Source organism: Pontibacter lucknowensis, assembly GCF_900156415.1.
In the GTDB taxonomy this organism is placed as follows: Bacteria; Bacteroidota; Bacteroidia; order Cytophagales; family Hymenobacteraceae; genus Pontibacter; species Pontibacter lucknowensis.
On record NZ_FTNM01000003.1, the window covers coordinates 342243 to 360808 of the forward strand.

The window sequence follows — 18566 nt, forward strand, 5'->3', positions numbered from 1 at the left end:
CTCTGTATGGAAGAGACACCTTTTAGAGAGTGTATTATTGATTAATCAATTACCTCGTTGAGCCACTCTTGGGCCAGAATTTCCTGTATCGAATCTTGGAGCACCATCCGGTTTTGCAGTACGTATCGGGCCCATCTTATTTGAGATGATGACTGGTACAGCGCCCGTCACGATTTTACCGTCCTGCACATCCGACTTTTTATACAGGGCAACAGTAAACCAATCATCAACATAGGCCTCATCCTCAAAGGTAAAGCAATCCATGTAAGAAATGGTATTATTGGCTGCATCTAAGATGCCCTGCTTAAAGTATGATGTTGTCTCTGTTTCGCTAGCGTATTGGAACTCCCCTTTCACATCGATGTAGTACTGGCTGAGATCAATATTGGATGAGTACTTGATAATGTAGTCATACTCATAGCAGCTGCCATTAGAACGTAGCCTTTTAGGCACTACACTGGATCCGGTTTGTGACAGGCTCAGTTGAGGAGCACTCGCTGCAAAGTCCACCGAGTTCGCAGTGCAGTCACCGTGATTGTTAACAGTTGCCCGGACTTTGCCGTTTTCCTGTCCATATACCCAGTTTACTTCGGCTATTCCCTGAGCATTTGTGCTAGTTGTGTTCGTGCTTAAAGTGCCACCACCTTCTACTACTTCCCAACTAACCTGGGCATTCGAAACCGGATTACCTGAGGGGTCTGTGACCTTTACCTGTAATGGAGAAGTCATGGCCTGGCCTGGCATGCCGAGTTGGTCGTTGCCGTCATGCACCGCAATAGCGTTACATACAATGGGGTCGTCATCATCACAGCTTGTGAGGGTAGCACATAAAATTAGGATGAAGGTGAATCTTATGCTGTTTAAGAGCTTCATGAAAGAATAAATTGGAGATGTAAAATGGGATAGGACTTCAAATAAGCGCAATGCTACATAAAAGAAGCATTGAGTGGTGAGTGCCTATAAATACGGTTTTATCTTTTTATTGTTATATACAACTACCTTATTTATTCTTTAACTGCGATTTTTTAGGATAAGGGAGGGTTTATTTTGTCAGGTCAACTATCGCCATGATGGCGAAGGCAACGGTGCCGCCATACACGGCAAATTTAGTGATAGGGGAGGCGTTGGAGAGAAAGGCAGTATGCTGGTTGTACTTGATAACGCCCATAAGCGTTAGGGACAGGTATAGAAACAAAGCCAATGGAATGATATTGAAAAGGATCTCGAGGATGTCATTAGCCATAGGTACTGCTGTATTTTGTTAGTGATGTTGCAAATATAGGTATAAATGACAGGCAACAGTATCTTTGACCCAAGCAATACGAATAACTTAAGACTTCCCTGCTTTATGACCCTAAACAAAATCTGCAAAGCCTTCCACGAACTAACTCCCACTGAAATGTATGACATGCTGCGGCTACGCAGCGAAGTGTTTGTGGTGGAGCAGACCTGTGTGTTCCTTGATATGGATGACAAGGATCAGCTGTGCTATCATGTGCTGTTTTACAATGAAGAGAAGGTGTTGATAGCCACCTCCCGCTTAGTGCCAGCCGGAGTTTCTTATCCTGATATGATGTCGATCGGCCGCATCGTGACGAGCCAGTTGGTGCGTGGCACAGGGGTTGGCAAAGAGCTAGTTGAGATGTCGATTGAGGAGTGCTACCGCTTGTTTGGAAAAGGCCCGATCCGGATCGGGGCACAGCTTTATGCCAGAAAGTTTTACGAACGCTTCGGATTCGAACAGTCGAGCGAGGTATACGACGAGGACGGTATCGACCATATCAAAATGGTGAAGCAGGTATAGCAAGTAGTTGAAGTATAGTGGTTTTTTATTATCTTGATGTATAATCCCGCCACAATATGAAAACAAAGATATACCCGTATGCTTTGCTGTTGGCTCTCGTCTGCTTGCTAAGCAGCTGCACCAAAGAAGAGGATGACTACATCAGTAAATACTGTCCCGGTTCTTGCACCGAAGTAAGTGGGCAGGTGCTGCGGGGCAGTGGGCAGCCCATCAAAAACATGCAATTGCTCGTAACCTGGCAAAACCTGCGGACATTCAAAGGAGACGGTGGCGGCATTATTCGGAAAAAGGCCGTGACCTACACCGACGATAACGGAAACTATACCTTGCGTTTTCTGCTCCGCGATGATGAAATGGAGGAGGGGCACATTGAGGTAGCACCTCAGGGAAGAGGTTGCAGCCAGGTGAATTGTCAAAGCTATACCTTGTATTGGGATGTGCTGAAGCGCGATACCACCTTCACGCACAATTTTCTGATCGACTAAAGCACCTGCTCAGGCGGCAATACCTCTCTAAAATGCCAAGCTATATGCCTTATCCGCTATACCGTATTTTTTTCTTTCTTGCCTTTCTGTTGGGGCTTTCAACTGTGACACAGGCGCAGCTGGTGCAACGTGTAGGCTTGCATGTGGGAGCCGCTACCCCAATTGGCGATTTTAAGCACGACCGTTTCGAAGACGAGTACCCGCCCATGGCCAGGAGAGGGCTGAACGTGCAGGCAGCTTATCGGGTGGAGGTGAAGCCTTATCTGGCAGTAGGCGCAACAGCGGGCTTCCGTTTCAACAGCTTTGACTTGAACGCCTTTGCATCTCCAGACGATGTGCTGGTATTACGCCGGGAGGCAAGCGACTGGAAGAGTACCTATGCGCTGGCTGATCTATACCTGCAAAGCCCTTCCTCTTCTTTGTTTGGCTTCCTGAAAGGCTCTTTGGGTGCAGCCTATAATAAATCTCCCGAGGTACATGTTGATACCTCCTTTGGCCCGATCCGCCGTACCTCTGATTCGGCTGCAGCACTGGCTTATGGCCTGGCAAGCGGATTCGCTATACAGCAGGGCCGGTTCCTCCTCACTGTGGAGGTTGGCTTGCTCGGCACCCGGCCTACTTTCGAAGTTATGGATGCGCAAGGAGGAAAAAGCACTTTGAAGCAGCCGATGCACACGGTTACCTCTATGCTGGGCCTGAGCTATACCTTATAGTTAGCTACAAAAACAAAAGGCCTGGTTGTAAGACCAGGCCGTTGCTCAAAAAAATAGCTTCTTAAATTACCATCACCAGTTTCCCGAAAGCGTCTATCAGTTGCAGCAACCTGTTTGTGATCGCCACTCTTTGTTCTTCTACTTGCTCCGGCATCGTAGTTTCTGGAAGTGCCGCTTGCACAGGTAGGTTAGGCTGACGCAAGGCTTCTGAGGCTAGACACACGCCATCATCAACATGACTGGCTTCAGTGCATGTAGCCTGCAAGGTGGCCTTGCTGTTGCTGCCATGCGACAGGCCTATCAGCAGAAGCCCGACTATCAAGATCAATCCTGTTTTCTTCATAGCGGTCGGAAATTATTTGCGCAATACTGCCAGTGCATTACCAGAAAGCTCTACCTGTGCCTGCTCCGATAGATTATACTGTAGCTCAGGGATAGCAATGCCCTGAAGCGCCAAGTGGCTACGGTTGCGGATATCCAGGTTCGCCTGCTGTATGTTGTTGCCTTCTAAGATACGGAGCTTTGATTCACTTTCAGGGCTGGTGCCAGCCACTGCGGATAAGCGCTTTAGCGTGTTGTTATTCAGTTGCACGATCACACCGTTGTCCAGTTCTAGTCTGAGACTGTCCTGTTTAAAACCTTTGATTGTTGTATTTAAGTGATTAAATGGGGTCAGGCGCTTGGGGTTGGTTACCGATTTACCATTCAGAGCATGTGTGGCATTTGCACGCACTGTCTTTAGGCTCGGAGTTTTAATGATCAGGTGTGGGGAGCCCCAGCCTCGTACGCCTTTCTGCTTCTCATCAATTGATACATTAACCTGCAGTATCTTGTTTTCCTGACCGATTTGCACCACATCATCATTGCCTTTATAGAGGTATACCGCATGCTCGTCACCTGGCTCAATCAGCACGTTGAGCATATCCCCCGCATTCACCTCGATCTCCTCAAAACCACTAAAGTCCATAGCAATGTAGTTTCGGTAAGGGTCGCGGTACTTCTCCGTTTTGTACTCAGCCTTCAAAGCGATGTTGTAGGTAGCCAGTGCGCTCAAAAGCACCACCAGTGCAGTTAGTAAAAGTATGTTGCTGGTTTTCATGGTTTCTGCTCGATTTCTGATTCGTAATTTTCTGTTTTAAAAGCTTCGTAGCGCTGCTGGATCTCTTCCAGGTCTATTTCCAGCAAAAAGAGGTTGTGGAAAAACTCAGGCAGGTCCTGCTGCAGAAAGCGCTCCTTACGTTGTGCCTTCACTTTCCTGACAGCATCGGGCGTCACAAAAAAACCGATGCCACGCTTGTTGTAGATCACCTCCTGGTTCTGCAGTTGCTCGTAAGTGCGCATCACCGTGTTGGGGTTTACCTGAAAGCTCACCGCCAGGTCGCGCACCGAAGGTATTTTGTCTTCTGCTGCCCACTTGCCCAGCAGGATCTGGTCGCACACGTGCGCCGCGATCTGCAGGTAGATGGGTTCGTTTTCTTTAAATTCCATACATTATCCTCCCGCTATACTTGCTTCTCTTTGATTTTAAAATAAGCTACTACCCAGCCTATGCAGGCCAGCATAACAACCAGCGCTAAAATAAGCGGTTCGTTCCCTTCATAAGCCCCCACCTCGAAGCGCTGGTCATTTTCCACAAACATGGCTGCTGAAAATGGTCCTGCTGATACCAGGTCACGCCCGAGCATGAACTGGACCCATAGCTTGTTCAGATTATAAAAGAGAAGGATACCCAGCAAACCTGCAAAAGCTGTTTTGATAAAGTGATTTTTATTGAAGTAGACAGAGCCTGTCAGCATCACTGCATTAAACAAGGCATAGAAGATAAGGAGTAGCTGAAGTGAGGGTTCAGATGTCAAAACGTTGAGCATCTCCGGTTCGCCACTTACCCGCGGATCGATGCTGAGCAGGGTGTACAGAACCAGGTAAAACGACGGCACGAACAGTAGCAGGTAGATAGGAAAGGAGAACAGCCAGCCGACCAGGTACTTCTCTAACTGCGATGCCGGCAGTGTCAGAAAAGCGATTGCCTTTTTCTTGTCGCCTAGTTGCGCGAACACAGTGCTCGTAAATACCATGCCTGCCCCAATCAGGAAGAAAAAGAAGAAAATAGACTGTTCAGGCAGGCCTATGGTTCTGGCTGAAAGGTAGTTGATGGTACCCATGGTCACAAACATACCCCCGAGCAATACACCCAGCGCCATCAGGTAAGTTTTATAATGCTCCACCGTGTGTTTGCGGAACAGCAGACCGAAGCGACTCAGATTAAAGTGATTTTTCATATTGAGGTCTTTGAAGAATTTCGGTTACAGATGTGTTGCCACTGGTGATGGCGTTGAAAAGCAGCTCCATGTCTACTTTGCTGTAGTTGCCCAGCAGGTTAGGCAATATGGCTTGTTTACCACGTAGCGCATCTTCGGTATAAAGGGCATTGCTTGATTCCGATTCAGGTATGGTTGTAAAAGTGAGACGCTCACTGATCGCATCAAGCGATTCGTTCAGCACAATCTCCCGGTCATGTACGACCACCAGTGTGTCGATAAGGCTGTCGAGGTCACGTACCTGGTGCGTGGAAATGATGATACAGCGATTCTCGGTCAGCGCAGAAGCGATGATGCGGCGAAACTGCACCTTGGAGGGAATATCCAGGCCATTGGTTGGCTCGTCCATGATCAGTACACTGGCGTTGGTCGCCAGACCGAAAGCGATGATGGCTTTCTTTTGTTGCCCGAATGACAGCTTGTTAAACACAGCATGCTGTGGCACATCAAACTCGGAGAGATAGCTGTAAAAAACATCTTCATCGAAAAACGGATAGAAAGGTGCCGTGTTCGCTACAAACTGCCTGGCTGTTAGCGCCGGCATGTAAATCTCCTCCGGAATAAAATACAGATCCTGCAGCATGGCGGGGTAGCGCTTGCTGGCATCAAAGCCATTCACCTGGCAGCTACCCTCCAGCGGAAAAACGAGTCCCGCCATGTTTTTGAGTAGCGTAGACTTGCCTGCCCCATTCTTGCCCAGCAGTCCATAAATGTGGCCCTCCTGTAGCCTGAGGTTCAGGTTCCGGAACAGCAGCGACTTGCGGCTATACCCAAAGCTGAGGTTATTGATCTGTATCATATCCGTTTGTTTTAGTGTATTAGTTACATAGTACACTACAAATGTAAATATTGTTTTATCAATACCAAATTATTTTAAAAAAATATTTAGTGAAGTATATATAAGCTTAAAACCAGATGTTTGAGTAATTCGCATACCTTAGTGAGGAGGAGCTTAAGTGGGTATAAGCGAAATAGGAAGAGATGAAATTGCTTACTCTGCAGCAAAGCTGTAGGTATACCTATACCCATACCTTGAAAGAGGGATGATGGGAAAGTGCCAGGTATACCTGCTCTGCGTCCTGTTTTTCGAATATTTTCTGGGAGGCTCCAAAGTCAAGCACAAGTTTAGCGGTCTGCTGCTCAGTCTCTGGTTTGAAGTAGGCAAAGCAAATTTTGCTGACATCCACTAGAAAGACAGCACGCGTTTTGTCGCTGCCAAGCTGTATGGTCAAAAAGTCGCTGTTCACGTGCTGCATGGCTATACCTTTATCTGCTCAGGTATACGTTAGTTTCTAAACTTCTGTGTGATCATCAGGCCATGCCTCCTGCTTTGCAGTACGCCTATACCTACCCGCCCGAAGCGCACATGCAGGATGTTAGCCCGGTGACCCGGGGACTCCATCAATCCTTTGTGGGCAATGTTCAGGGTAGGAGCCAGGGCCAGGTTTTCGCCAGCAGCCCGGAATGGGATGTTGGCAGCCCGGATCCTGTCAGCAGCACTGGCTCCCTCGGGTGTTATGTGTGAAAAATAGCCACGCGTGAACATATCAGCTGCATGGCGACGGGCGACGGTTGTAAGCGCTGTGTCTGCCTGCAGGGGTTGCAAGCCCATGGCAATACGCTCCTGGTTCAAAAGCTCTAGCATGCGGGCCTCCAGGGCTGGCTTCGGCTGGTAGTCATCAGCCGTGAAAGGCAGCTCAATGTACTGCCCCGACTCCGGCGCAATGGTCAGTTTGTTGAGGGTGCGCTTCACCACCCGGTCAAACACAGGGGCCAGTTCATCTTCTGCCAGGTGGGTGTAGGTTCCGAATCTGCCTGCAATACTGCTTTCCTGCACATAGGTCTGAAAACGCTCCGGAAAGGGAAAAGACAGCAGCAGAATCGAAATGATGGCGATGGTAATGATGCCGCTCATCAGTCCTGGCATGGTGCCAAGCGCTTTGTTCACATGGTGCTCATGCAATTCGTCCGAGAACTGATCCAGTATAAGCGACCCGACAAACTGGATCAGCATACTTGATAACACGGCGATGATAAAGAAGGAGATGGGCGGGATCCAGTAGACGCTCCAATCAGTGGCGCGGCTAAGCCAGTCGGCGAGTGAGGGGTATAGCCGGAAGCTCAGAATCAGGGTGCCCACCCAGCGCACCAGGTCGAGCAGGCTGAAAGCAAAGCCACGGCGCCAGCCCATGTAGGCGCTGAACAGCACGATAAGGGTGAGAAGAAGATCAAGGGCGTTCATCCAGGTCTTTTTAGAGGTAGTACGGACAGGTGCCATGCAAAGATGACGGGGTCACCGACCCGGCCTGACCAGCGGTTGACAATAAATAAGGTATGGCGTGACTCTTTGTAAGCTTTCTGCGTAGATGAAGAAGTCCTTAAAAGGACATATCAGATACCTAAGTTACAAAATCCTTATGAATATTACCGTATACCCTGGCAATCCCTACCCGTTGGGCGCCACATGGGATGGTGAAGGCGTAAATTTCGCCCTGTACGCCGACAATGCGACTGGCGTAGAGCTATGCCTTTTTAACACGACCGAAGATGAGAGCGAATCGGTCAAGATAAAGATGACTGAGCGTACCCACCAGGTATGGCACGCCTACCTGCCCGAGATCAGGCCGGGGCAGCTGTACGGCTATCGGGTGTACGGGCCGTATGAACCATCCAACGGCCATCGTTTCAATCCGAATAAGCTCCTGATTGATCCCTATGCCAAAGCTATTTCAGGCACGATAAACTGGCACGACTCTCTGTTCGGCTACGAAATAGGCAGCCCTGAAGAAGATCTGAAGATGAGCACACTCGACAGTGCTCCTTTTATACCTTGCAGCGTGGTGGTGGATCCGAACTATGATTGGGAAGGGGTGAAGCAACCCAAGATCCCATACCACAAGTCGGTCATTTACGAAGCGCACGTCAAAGGTCTAACCAAACTGCACCCGGACATACCAGAGGAAATACGCGGAACCTATGCAGCCATCGGCCATCCGGTTACCATCAAGTACCTGCAGGAACTGGGCATTACCGCTATTGAGCTCATGCCGGTACATCACTTCATTACCGACCGGCACCTGGCCGACCAGGGCCTGACAAACTACTGGGGCTACAACTCCATCGGCTTCTTTGCGCCTGATGTGCGCTACTCGAGCAGTGGCACGCTGGGAGAGCAGGTGGTGGAGTTTAAAAACATGGTGAAGGCGCTGCATCGCGCAGGTATAGAAGTGATTCTGGATGTGGTGTATAACCATACCGGCGAAGGCAACCACATGGGCCCGACACTGTCATTCCGCGGTGTGGACAATTCGTCTTACTACCGCATGGTGGAGGAAGACAAGCGCTTTTACATGGACTATACCGGCACAGGTAACACCCTCAATGCCATGATGCCACCTGTGCTGCGCCTGATCATGGACAGCCTGCGCTACTGGATTTTGGAGATGCACGTCGACGGTTTCCGCTTCGACTTGGCGGCCACCCTTGCCCGTGAGTTGCACGAGGTGGACCGGCTTGGCTCTTTCTTCGACATCATTCACCAGGACCCCGTTATCTCGCAAGTGAAGCTAATTGCCGAACCATGGGACATTGGGGAAGGTGGTTACCTGGTAGGCAAGTTTCCGCCGGGTTGGGCAGAGTGGAACGGCAAGTACCGGGATTGCATACGCGATTACTGGCGCGGTGCCGAAAGTATGCTGGGTGAGTTTGCGGAACGCTTTACAGGTAGCTCCGATCTCTATCGCGACGATTGGCGTCGCCCTACTGCCAGTATCAATTTCATCACAGCGCACGATGGCTTCACGCTGAACGACCTGGTGTCTTATAACGAAAAGCACAACGAAGCCAATGGCGAAGACAACAACGACGGCGAAAGTCACAACCGCTCCTGGAACTGCGGGGCAGAAGGTCTCACGGAAGACAAAAAGGTAATTGAGCTGCGCGAAAGGCAGAAGCGCAACTTTCTTACCACGCTTTTTCTGTCGCAGGGAGTGCCCATGCTGGTAGCCGGCGACGAAATAAGCAGAACGCAGCAGGGCAATAACAACGCCTACTGCCAGGATAACGAAATTTCCTGGATCAACTGGATCAACGCTGACAAATCACTGCTGGCTTTTACCCAAAAACTGATTGAACTGCGTCGCAACCACCCGGTGTTCTGTCGCCGCCGCTGGTTCCAGGGGCAGCCGATCAAAGGAGTAGGCGTAGAGGATATTGCCTGGTTTCAGCCGGATGGCTCGGAGATGACGGAAGAGCATTGGAACCACGACTTTGCCAAGTCACTGGGGGTATTCCTGAACGGACGCGGCCTTCACTCCGTCGGCCCGAAAGGGGAGCAGATCATTGACGATAGTTTCTACCTGATCTTCAACGCTCACCACGAAGACATGGACTATACCTTGCCGGAGGCTAAGTACGGCACCCAGTGGACCAAAATACTGGATACTCACAATACAAAGATCAAGGATGAAGGACCTACCGTGGAGGCTGGCGAAACTATACGCATCGGAAGTCGCTCAGTTGTGCTGTTGCATCACCCGGCAGGACAAGTAGTGAGTGGATAATGTCAACTTAAACCAAAAAACAATGGAACTGAACATAAAGCACGATAAAAAATACCAGCAATTTACCGCCAACATGGGTAATGAAGATGCTGAACTGGCCTATGCCACACCTTCTGAGGAAGTAATCGATTTTACGCATACGTTTGTACCTGAGTCGGCACGGGGCAAAGGAGTGGCCAACAAACTGATAGAAGAAGGCCTTTGCTACGCAGAGGAAAACGGGAAGAAAGTGATCGCTACCTGTCCGGTCGTGAAAAAGTTTATTCACAAAAATCCGGACTATCAAAAGCTGTTGAAGTAATAGACTTCCTGCATAAAAGAAGAGAAGGTATGGCCTGCCAACACAACGGTAAGCTATACCTTTTTTTGTGTCAGGACTTGTAGCGTGCGATGTAGGTAATGGCGGAGAGGACCAGTGGGTGCTTGGCTTGCATCTGTTCTATGAGTTGCTCCATGACCAGATAGTCACTTACAGCCGTACTGATCTCATCGCACAGCAGCAGGTACTTATACCTGATGACGCTGATGTAGCACTTGTCATCGTTGTGAAGCAGAAAGTTGCAGATGTTCAGGTATAACTCCTGAGCCGCCTTGTCGCTCAGCTCAATATTTAAGGTGTCTTTTATTGCTTTTCTGGCGCTTTTCTTTTGCATAATAATAGGAGGTTCATGCAAACAGGCATGCCTGATGTCTGGAACGGCCGTACAGCCGGTTGAAGCAGAAGCAAGGTTACCGGAAAGGAAATACCGGTAGAGGCGCTTGCCCGTGGTGAGGGGGGCTAAGCGAACGGGAGTATTCTGTTAAGGAGTTAAGGGAAGTAAAATAGCTGCGCTGGCCAGGTGTCGCAGGCCAGCACAGCTACTTTATTATTGTTTCACGAGTTGTATCTCACAGTGCAGGCGTATCTCATCGCTCACAACTACACTGCCGGCCTCCGTTACTGCGTCCCACATCAATCCGAATTCTTTACGGTTGATCTTGCCTTCGACACTGAAACCTGCCTTTGTCTGTCCATAAGGGTCCACCACGGTGCCGTGATATTCCACATTGAGTGTAATGGGCCGTGTGGTGCCACGAATAGTGAGTTCTCCATTCAGCTTTTCAAAACCGGGTTTCAGCTCTTCGTAGTCTTTGCCTTCAAATCTGATTTGCTCATGGTTATCGGCATCAAAAAAGTCAGCTGACTTCAGGTGCGTGTCGCGCTGCTCGTTGTTGGTGCTGATGGAGTTAACATCGGCCGTGAACACAATGCTTTTGGTGTTGTGAAAATCTTCACCTTCTGTTTCCACTTCTACATTGAATTTTTCGAAATAGCCGGTCACGGTTGTAATCATCAGGTGGCGTACTTTGAACTGCACCTCACTGTGTGCCGGGTCTACGATCCATTTAGTTGTTGCCATAGGTATAAGTGGTTTTTAACTTGTTTAATTATATATGGTTGCCAGTGCCTTTAGCATACTGCATCACAGGTAATAGGGTTATAATCTGGTAGTTATTTGCTCAGGGATTGGGAGGCATATTGGGTTCTGCGCCTGCTCTGAATGTAGCGATGGCCCTGTTCTGGTAAAAAAGGGTGAGGATTTCGCCGGCAATGCGGTAAGAGTCTGCTTTTTCGAGTACGGCCATCAGGAGGTTCTCCTGCTCAATGATGGGGCACATGGCCCGTGTGGTGCCAAGGTTAGTCAGCTTAAGAGAGCCATTATCAACGCTATACCTGCCCATCAACCGGTTGCAGCCTGTGTACCCTTTTAGCTCATTTTCACCAGCTTCGAAGCGGATATAAGCGGTGCGGTTTTCAGGATTATCCTGGAACTGCTGATCCTGCAAAGAGAGCAGAATCCAGTAAGAGCTTTTCAGCTCTGTGTCTCCTTCAACGCCGTACTGTCTGTTCTTCTCGCTAAGGTTACAGGCGTTCAGGCACAGGAGGAGTAGTAAGAGCCAACTGGTGCGTACCATATTTTTCATAGTGTCTTTCGTTAAGGGCATAAGTTTATCGGAAGCTTTGTCCAGGTATGGAATTGCATACGCATAAGACCGGAATTAGGTAGCATGGCACCCTAAAGCAGGAAGTCCACCCGGGAGGTGGACTTCACTTTTGGCTTTATTTCTGATAACCCCGTACGCTTCGGCCGTAACTCGAAATAGGAGAGTCGGCCGAATAATCCGGACCCGATCGGTAACCATAGCCACGTGGGCTGCGACTTGGAGAGTCATCATAGTCACGGTCACGGAAGCGACGTGTTTCATAGTTGTCATTACGGCCTTCACGATCCTGATTGCGGTGATCGTAGTTGCTGCCATACTGGCGACCATAGTCATTGTCGCTGCTGCTGCGGCTGTGCTCACCACGGTCGTAGTAGCGGTCGTCCAGGCTTTCAGAATCTTCTATGCTTCGGCGTCCGTCCTGCCGGCCATGCGCATAATTATAGCGCTCGTCCTGGCCGTACTGGTCAAAGCGGCGTCCATGGCCGGTATGGCGGTAGCTGTTCTCCTGACGGTCATAGCGGCGGTTGGCATGGTCCACATCACTTTCTCTTCGCCAGCCGGTTCCACGTGTTTTCTCGTAGCCGCCCTGCCGCTCGTAGTTCATGTATGGGTTCGGGTCGCCGTAGCGGTAGTGGTCGCCCTGTGAACTGCCGCTGCCAGAGCCATAGTTATAATTGTCTCTGTCGCGATTGCTGTACTGGTTGCTGCCACTGCCACCCCATTCGTTCTGGTGCATCTGCCCCTGGGTATGGCGGTCATCCTGATCGCGGTTGCTGCGCCAGCTGCTGGCTCCATAGCCACCCACCGGGCCACTACTGCCATAGCTTGTGCTGCCCTGGCTGCTTACGTTTCGGTACTCGTGGTGCTGGTCCGGCATACCGTAGTAGTTGCCGCGGTTTTCGTAACGCGACTGGTAATTAGATAGATTGCTTGATTGGTTATACCTGTCTCCGGATCGTCTCCCTTGCTCACGGTAGCTTCTACCAAAATCTTCGTTATGTCTCATAGGTTTATGTTTTATAGATTCATGTTCAATTATGCTTTTTAAACGAGCATCAAGCCGCAGTGTTTGGTTAAGGCATCATTTGCATACGCTCCAGCAGTGATTCAACTCGGTTACAGTATGGAAAGCACGAAGTTAAAAAGTCAGGCTATACCTGAGGAGTCGCTGCTGCTGGGCTGATTTCGAAAAGAGAGTGCTCAATGCGGCCTTTGCCTGGTGCCTGTACGGACAGGCGCAGCGGCAGTGCCTGGGCGGGGTTTTGGGTAGGGAACCAAGGCCTTTGCTCCTGCACCACAATCAACATACCTTCCGGGCCTCCCGCAGCTTCAAACAGCGCATTGGCCGATTTCCAGCGAGGCAGTTGCAGCTTCTCACGCAGCTCCTGCGCAAAGGATGCCACATCACGCACAGGCAAGCCTACTTCTGCCACACCTATAAGCTGCTCGGGCCCAAAAGGTGCCAGGCTGGCTGAGGCTGTGCGGTGTGAAATAAACTCCAGCAGGTTGAGCTCCGGATCATAAAAATAAAGTGCCTGGGCTTGCCATGCTTCGTGGTATACGACAGGCGAAGTGGAACCGGGCGCATACAGAAACGCTACACGATCCTGCAACCATTCGCCTGCTTCCCCAATCCGGTTGCCTGGTAAATTAAAAGCAAGATGGTAGCCACCTACTGGCCGCTCCAGGTTTGTGCGGAAAGTCAGGGTGCTGTGTCCCACCTGCACACTGAAGGCCTGCTGCTCTTCTGACAGCAGTGGTAGCCCCAGTGTTTCGGTATAAAATGCCTTCAGCTCCTCAGGCTGGCGTGTATGCAGTTCAACAGAAATTATTTTCATCAGATTGTCACTAGGAATGGTGCTTACTTAAGAGATATACGAGAATAAATAACAGAGGACATTTAGAGGGGAGATACCTATTTAAAGGAATTTAAACCAACTCTTCATTATTGGTTTCGTTAAATACTATCTGTAAATCTATCAAAATCAGCAGGTCATGAAAGAAAAAGAAAGTATGAAAGGCAATGGACAGGATAAGTCAAAGTACTCCAAAGCCGAAAAATCCCGTAACGCCAGCAAAGGCACAACCCTCACCACCCGCCAGGGGCACCCTGTCACTGACAATCAGAACATTAGAACAGTAGGCAACCGTGGCCCGGCTACCATGGAGAACTACCACTTCATAGAAAAGATATCGCATTTTGATCGTGAGCGCGTACCGGAGCGCGTAGTGCATGCCCGTGGCGCCGGAGCACACGGTGTGTTCCAATCGTATGGTACAGTGGGCAATGATCCTATTGAAAAATTTACCCGCGCCAAGGTATTTAAGAAAGGAAAAGAAACACCAGTGTTTGTGCGCTTCTCTACCGTAGGCCATGGTACGCACTCGCCTGAGACGCTGCGTGACCCACGCGGCTTTGCCGTGAAGTTTTATACCGAAGACGGTAACTGGGACCTGGTAGGCAACAACCTCAAGATATTCTTCATTCGCGACGCCATGAAGTTTCCGGACCTGATCCACTCCCAGAAGCCAGATCCGGTAACCAATATACAAAGTGCCGAGCGCATCTTCGATTTCTTCTCCGGTACACCGGAGGCAACTCATATGGTTACCTTCCTGTATTCGCCCTGGGGTATACCTGCCAATTACCGTCAGATGCAGGGCTCGGGCGTGAACACCTACAAGTGGGTAAACGAAGATGGTGAAGCGGTGCTGGTAAAATACCACTGGGAGCCAATGAAACAGGGTATCCGCAACCTGACTCAGAAAGAAGCGCAGGAGATACAGGGCAAGAACTTCAACCACGCCACGCAGGACCTGTACGAGGCCATCGAGCGCGGGGACTTTCCGGAGTGGGAACTGAACGTGCAGATCATGAGCGACGACGATCATCCGGAGCTGGATTTCGATCCGCTGGACGATACCAAACTGTGGCCGAAGGAGCAGTTTCCATGGCACCCAGTGGGTAAGATGACCCTGAACCGCAACCCGGTGGACTACTTCAACGAAGTGGAGCTTTCGGCTTTCGGTACAGGTGTGCTGGTCGACGGGTTGGACTTCTCGGACGATAAAATGCTGCAGGGGCGTACCTTCTCTTACTCCGATACGCAGCGTTACCGGGTAGGCGCCAACTATCTGCAGCTACCGATCAATGCACCGAAGACCCATGTGGCCACGAACCAGCGCGGCGGACAAATGGCCTTTGACACGGACTTTGCAGAAGGGCAGAACATCCACGTAAACTATGAGCCGTCTATACTGGGCGGCCTGCAGCAGGCTGAAAAGCCGAAGGAGTATTCGCCGCGTTACGAAGCGAACCTGGTGCGTCAGCCAATCGACCGACCGAACCCGTTCGGTCAGGCTGGGGAGACTTACCGCAATTTCGAGGACTGGGAACGTGACGAACTGATCAACAACCTGGGCAATGACCTGGCCAAATGCGATAGCCGCATACAGGGCAAGATGCTGGAGTACTTCACCCAGGCCGACGAAGACTATGGCCGCAGAGTGCGAGAAAGCATTGACCGTGCTACGAAGGAGATGAAGAAGATGATGATGGAGCACAAGAAGATCGAAGGCATGGATGGCCCGTCAGGTAATGTAACCGGCGAAGAAGGTGTGCAGGATGCGCAAGGCAAGTCACACGAGGCCAAGCCGTATTAACAGAAGAATTGTTTAGGTATAGAGAGGCCGCTCCCAGGAAGGAGCGGCCTTTTTTTGTTCATTCCCACATCTCCCGAATTTTAGCTAATTTTGCAGTATTGTGAGAAAGCATAAGAAGAAGACTAATTTCGAAATACTCGAGAACATTCGAATCGAGGAGATGGTAGCGGAGGGCAAGTGCCTGGCGCGCCACGAGAATATGGTAGTGTTTGTGGGCGGTGTGGCTCCCGGCGACGTGGTAGACCTGCGCGTGACACGCAAGAAGAAGAGCTTCATGGAGGCGGAGGCCATTAACTTCCACAGCTACTCCGAGGTACGTGTGCAGCCATTCTGTGAGCACTTCGGTACCTGCGGCGGTTGCAAGTGGCAGCACATCGGCTACGACACGCAGCTGTTCTACAAGCAGAAGCAGGTGCAGGATAACCTGGAGCGCATCGGCAAGGTGGCGCTACCGCCTTTCGACCCGATCCTGGGTTCTGCCAAAGACAAGTTCTACCGCAACAAACTGGAGTTCACCTTTTCCAACTACGGCTGGCTGACAAACGAGCAGATCAAGTCAGGGGAGGAGCATGAGCGCCGGGCACTGGGTTTCCACATGCCGGGCCGTTTTGATAAGATACTTGACATTCAGAACTGCTATCTGCAGCCGGAGCCTTCCAACAGCATCCGACTGGCCGTGCGCGACTATGCCCGGGCTAACAATCTGGTGTTTTTTGATAAGCTGCGTATGAACGGCTGGTTGCGCAACCTGATCATCCGCACGGCTAATACCGGCGAACTGATGGTGATCGTGCAGGTATACCATGAGGACGAGGAGGCTTTGACAGGCTTACTGGATCATTTGGCTACAACTTTCCCTGAGATCACTTCGCTGCAGTATGTGGTGAATGGAAAAGGCAACGAGACTTTCCACGACCTGGAAGTAGTTTGCTACAAAGGCCTGCCTTACATTCATGAGGAGATGGAAGGTATACGCTTCCGGGTAGGACCGAAATCCTTTTACCAGACCAATGGCGATCAGGCTTACGAGCTCTATAAACTTACCCGCGAGTTTGCCGGTCTGACCGGGAATGAACTGGTGTATGACCTCTATACCGGAGCCGGTACCATTGCCAACTTTGTAGCGCGTCAGTCACGTGAGGTCATCGGTATAGAATATGTGCCAAGCGCCATTGAAGACGCCAAGATCAACTCGCAGATCAATGACATTACCAACACGACCTTCTATGCCGGCGACATGAAAGACATCCTTTCGGATGAGCTGATCGAGCGCCATGGCAGACCGGATGTGGTGATCACCGATCCACCGCGTGCAGGTATGGACGAGAAGGTGGTGGCGAAGCTTCTGCAGGTACACGCAGACCGCATCGTGTATGTGAGCTGCAACCCGGCCACGCAGGCACGTGATTTGGAGCTGCTCTCTGAGAAGTATGATGTAGCACGGGTGCAGCCGGTGGATATGTTCCCACAGACGCACCACGTAGAAAATATTGTTCTGTTAACAGCTAAATAAAAGCGAATGCAAAACGATCCTGAATTAAACGGTAAATACCTCGGTACCATCTCCAAAGACTTTGTGGTGGTGGCTGAGACCCTGCGTGAGGCATCGTACCAGGTGCGCAAACGCCATATTTCAAAGTACCCGATCTTTGTTTTTGCCCGGACGGAGGTGCCCATTGGCTCACTCTTTCTGGCCAAAGAGGAACTGGCGCTGGAGTGGAATATTAACGCTTCTTATTTAGAAGACTTCATCAAACACCGCCTGGTAGATGCAGAGAGAATAGAGGATTTCGTGGCGGCCTACAAAGACCCGGATGAGTTCTGCTGCCTCTTTGTGGTGGATGGAGAGAACTTCACCAACTTCGTGTTTATACCTTATCCAGAGGATTAATTTTTGGCAAAGGAATTTGTGACAATTGACAAAGTTCTTTTCAACTTGAGTTAAACAAAAAAGAGAAGCCTCAACAGCTTCTCTTTTTTTGTTTGTCTTAAAAATGCTGCCATCCCTGCGCCTGTAGCGGGAACGACTGACCGTGCTTGTTGGCCAGGTTAATGCCCTCGCTCTTGTCAGTGATCTTACCGATGATACTGATGTCGGGGTGGTTCTTCACTTTGTCGTAGTCCGAAATTGGCACCGTGAACAGCAGTTCATAGTCTTCGCCGCCGTTGAGGATGCAGGTGATCGGGTCGAGTTTGAATTCCATGGCTGCCTCCAGCGTCTGCTCATCTACGGGCAGGTTGTCTTTGTAGATAGTGGCACCCACACCGGACTGCGCACAGATATGGAACAACTCCGAAGCCAGTCCGTCTGACACGTCGATCATGGAAGTCGGTTTGATGTCGCGCTCCTTCATGTCGTGAATCACGTCCATGCGTGCCTCGGGACGAAGCTGGCGACCCACGATGTATTGTCTGTCTTCGAGTTGCGGCTGCATCTCCGGGTCAGCCATAAAGGCCTGCTTCTCGCGCTCCAGTATCTGGAGGCCAAGATAGGCTGCGCCCAGGTCGCCGGTCACGCAGATCAGGTCATTTTCTTTAGCACCGCTGCGTAGCACCGCATTGCCTTTGGCCACCTCACCAATAGCCGTGATGCTGATCACCAGACCGGTGCGGGAAGAGGTCGTGTCGCCACCCACAAGGTCCACACCGTAGTTCTCGCAGGCTAGGCGCATCCCTTCATAGAGTTCCTCTACGGCCTCCACTGTATACTTGGCTCCCAAAGCAATGTTTACCGTGATCTGTGTCGGCTTGGCATACATGGCCGCAATATCCGACACATTCACAGCCACTGCTTTGTAGCCCAGGTGCTTCAGCGGACAAAAGGTGAGGTCAAAATGCACACCCTCCAGCAGCATGTCGCTTGTTACCACAATCTGTTTTTCACCTGGTTCCAGAATGGCTGCATCATCACCAATTCCTTTGATGGTGGAAGGTTGTGTGAGCTCAATTTTTTCATTCAGGCGCTTGATCAGGCCAAACTCGCCTAATTCACTAAGTGGGGTATAGTTACTCATCTTGTTTCTGCTTTATACCTG

Annotated in this window: 23 protein-coding genes; 8 read left to right on the plus strand and 15 right to left on the minus strand. The window is 50.4% G+C overall.

Annotated elements, in window-relative coordinates; translation table 11 throughout:
• Nucleotides 1-45 precede the first annotated feature (45 nt).
• A complete protein-coding gene (locus BW972_RS12245) occupies nt 46-729 on the minus strand; it encodes an Ig-like domain-containing protein (protein ID WP_143732049.1) in 684 nt (227 codons plus the stop codon).
• Between the two features lie 313 nt (nt 730-1042).
• Nucleotides 1043-1243: a hypothetical protein gene (locus BW972_RS12250; protein ID WP_007655320.1), complete on the minus strand. Its 201-nt coding sequence runs from the start codon at nt 1241-1243 to the stop codon at nt 1043-1045.
• Between the two features lie 105 nt (nt 1244-1348).
• Here BW972_RS12250 and BW972_RS12255 point away from each other — a divergent pair, with 105 nt between their 5' ends.
• Genes BW972_RS12255 through BW972_RS12265 form a run of 3 tightly spaced genes read left to right on the plus strand, consistent with a single transcriptional unit; the run spans nt 1349 to nt 3002 of the window.
• Entirely contained in the window at nt 1349-1804 is a 456-nt protein-coding gene (locus BW972_RS12255) for a GNAT family N-acetyltransferase (RefSeq protein WP_076422350.1), read from the plus strand.
• A gap of 56 nt (nt 1805-1860) precedes the next feature.
• Complete coding sequence (locus BW972_RS12260; protein ID WP_076422351.1) at nt 1861-2289, plus strand: carboxypeptidase-like regulatory domain-containing protein; 429 nt, start codon at nt 1861-1863, stop codon at nt 2287-2289.
• Between the two features lie 32 nt (nt 2290-2321).
• Complete coding sequence (locus BW972_RS12265) at nt 2322-3002, plus strand: hypothetical protein (RefSeq protein ID WP_076422352.1); 681 nt, start codon at nt 2322-2324, stop codon at nt 3000-3002.
• Between the two features lie 61 nt (nt 3003-3063).
• On the opposite strand, the gene BW972_RS12270 is transcribed toward BW972_RS12265, so the two are convergent.
• From BW972_RS12270 to BW972_RS12300, 7 genes are all read right to left on the minus strand, one after another.
• The gene (locus tag BW972_RS12270) at nt 3064-3345 is read right to left on the minus strand and encodes a hypothetical protein (protein WP_076422353.1); all 282 of its coding nucleotides are present in this window, start codon (nt 3343-3345) and stop codon (nt 3064-3066) included.
• Nucleotides 3346-3357: 12 nt separating this feature from the next.
• Nucleotides 3358-4101, minus strand: a complete 744-nt coding sequence (locus tag BW972_RS12275; protein ID WP_076422354.1) for a hypothetical protein — start codon at nt 4099-4101, stop codon at nt 3358-3360.
• The gene (locus tag BW972_RS12280) at nt 4098-4490 is read right to left on the minus strand and encodes a GntR family transcriptional regulator (protein ID WP_076422355.1); all 393 of its coding nucleotides are present in this window, start codon (nt 4488-4490) and stop codon (nt 4098-4100) included. Before BW972_RS12280 ends, BW972_RS12275 begins: the two co-directional genes overlap by 4 nt.
• Nucleotides 4491-4504: 14 nt before the next feature.
• Complete coding sequence (locus tag BW972_RS12285) at nt 4505-5281, minus strand: hypothetical protein (RefSeq protein ID WP_076422356.1); 777 nt, start codon at nt 5279-5281, stop codon at nt 4505-4507.
• The gene (locus BW972_RS12290) at nt 5265-6119 is read right to left on the minus strand and encodes an ABC transporter ATP-binding protein (RefSeq protein ID WP_076422357.1); all 855 of its coding nucleotides are present in this window, start codon (nt 6117-6119) and stop codon (nt 5265-5267) included. The genes BW972_RS12285 and BW972_RS12290 overlap by 17 nt, the downstream gene beginning before the upstream one ends.
• Nucleotides 6120-6339: 220 nt before the next feature.
• The gene (locus BW972_RS12295; RefSeq protein WP_076422358.1) at nt 6340-6576 is read right to left on the minus strand and encodes a hypothetical protein; all 237 of its coding nucleotides are present in this window, start codon (nt 6574-6576) and stop codon (nt 6340-6342) included.
• 29 nt (nt 6577-6605) lie between these two features.
• Nucleotides 6606-7598 (minus strand): CvpA family protein, encoded by a 993-nt coding sequence (locus BW972_RS12300; RefSeq protein WP_143732053.1) that lies wholly within the window; start codon nt 7596-7598, stop codon nt 6606-6608.
• Between the two features lie 139 nt (nt 7599-7737).
• Here BW972_RS12300 and glgX point away from each other — a divergent pair, with 139 nt between their 5' ends.
• Both glgX and BW972_RS12310 read left to right on the plus strand, forming a co-directional pair.
• The gene (gene glgX / locus BW972_RS12305) at nt 7738-9882 is read left to right on the plus strand and encodes a glycogen debranching protein GlgX (RefSeq protein ID WP_076422359.1); all 2145 of its coding nucleotides are present in this window, start codon (nt 7738-7740) and stop codon (nt 9880-9882) included.
• Between the two features lie 22 nt (nt 9883-9904).
• Nucleotides 9905-10183: a GNAT family N-acetyltransferase gene (locus BW972_RS12310; RefSeq protein WP_007655287.1), complete on the plus strand. Its 279-nt coding sequence runs from the start codon at nt 9905-9907 to the stop codon at nt 10181-10183.
• A gap of 70 nt (nt 10184-10253) precedes the next feature.
• Here the strand turns inward: BW972_RS12310 and BW972_RS12315 are convergent, their stop codons facing one another.
• From BW972_RS12315 to BW972_RS12335, 5 genes are all read right to left on the minus strand, one after another.
• Nucleotides 10254-10535 (minus strand): hypothetical protein, encoded by a 282-nt coding sequence (locus BW972_RS12315; RefSeq protein ID WP_007655286.1) that lies wholly within the window; start codon nt 10533-10535, stop codon nt 10254-10256.
• Between the two features lie 213 nt (nt 10536-10748).
• A complete protein-coding gene (locus BW972_RS12320) occupies nt 10749-11282 on the minus strand; it encodes a YceI family protein (RefSeq protein ID WP_076422360.1) in 534 nt (177 codons plus the stop codon).
• Between the two features lie 100 nt (nt 11283-11382).
• Entirely contained in the window at nt 11383-11847 is a 465-nt protein-coding gene (locus tag BW972_RS12325; protein ID WP_076422361.1) for an META domain-containing protein, read from the minus strand.
• A 136-nt stretch (nt 11848-11983) separates the two neighbouring features.
• Nucleotides 11984-12874, minus strand: coding sequence for a hypothetical protein (locus tag BW972_RS12330; RefSeq protein WP_234986370.1), 891 nt, complete (start codon nt 12872-12874; stop codon nt 11984-11986).
• Nucleotides 12875-13019: 145 nt separating this feature from the next.
• The gene (locus BW972_RS12335) at nt 13020-13706 is read right to left on the minus strand and encodes a VOC family protein (protein WP_007653800.1); all 687 of its coding nucleotides are present in this window, start codon (nt 13704-13706) and stop codon (nt 13020-13022) included.
• A gap of 157 nt (nt 13707-13863) precedes the next feature.
• On the opposite strand from BW972_RS12335, the gene BW972_RS12340 reads away from it, so the two are divergent.
• From BW972_RS12340 to BW972_RS12350, 3 genes are all read left to right on the plus strand, one after another.
• Nucleotides 13864-15531, plus strand: a complete 1668-nt coding sequence (locus tag BW972_RS12340) for a catalase (protein WP_083674166.1) — start codon at nt 13864-13866, stop codon at nt 15529-15531.
• A gap of 100 nt (nt 15532-15631) precedes the next feature.
• Nucleotides 15632-17044, plus strand: coding sequence for a 23S rRNA (uracil(1939)-C(5))-methyltransferase RlmD (gene rlmD / locus BW972_RS12345; RefSeq protein WP_076422362.1), 1413 nt, complete (start codon nt 15632-15634; stop codon nt 17042-17044).
• Nucleotides 17045-17050: 6 nt separating this feature from the next.
• Nucleotides 17051-17422, plus strand: coding sequence for a hypothetical protein (locus tag BW972_RS12350; RefSeq protein WP_076422363.1), 372 nt, complete (start codon nt 17051-17053; stop codon nt 17420-17422).
• Between the two features lie 97 nt (nt 17423-17519).
• Here the strand turns inward: BW972_RS12350 and thiL are convergent, their stop codons facing one another.
• The gene (gene thiL / locus BW972_RS12355; protein ID WP_076422364.1) at nt 17520-18545 is read right to left on the minus strand and encodes a thiamine-phosphate kinase; all 1026 of its coding nucleotides are present in this window, start codon (nt 18543-18545) and stop codon (nt 17520-17522) included.
• Nucleotides 18546-18566 lie beyond the last annotated feature (21 nt).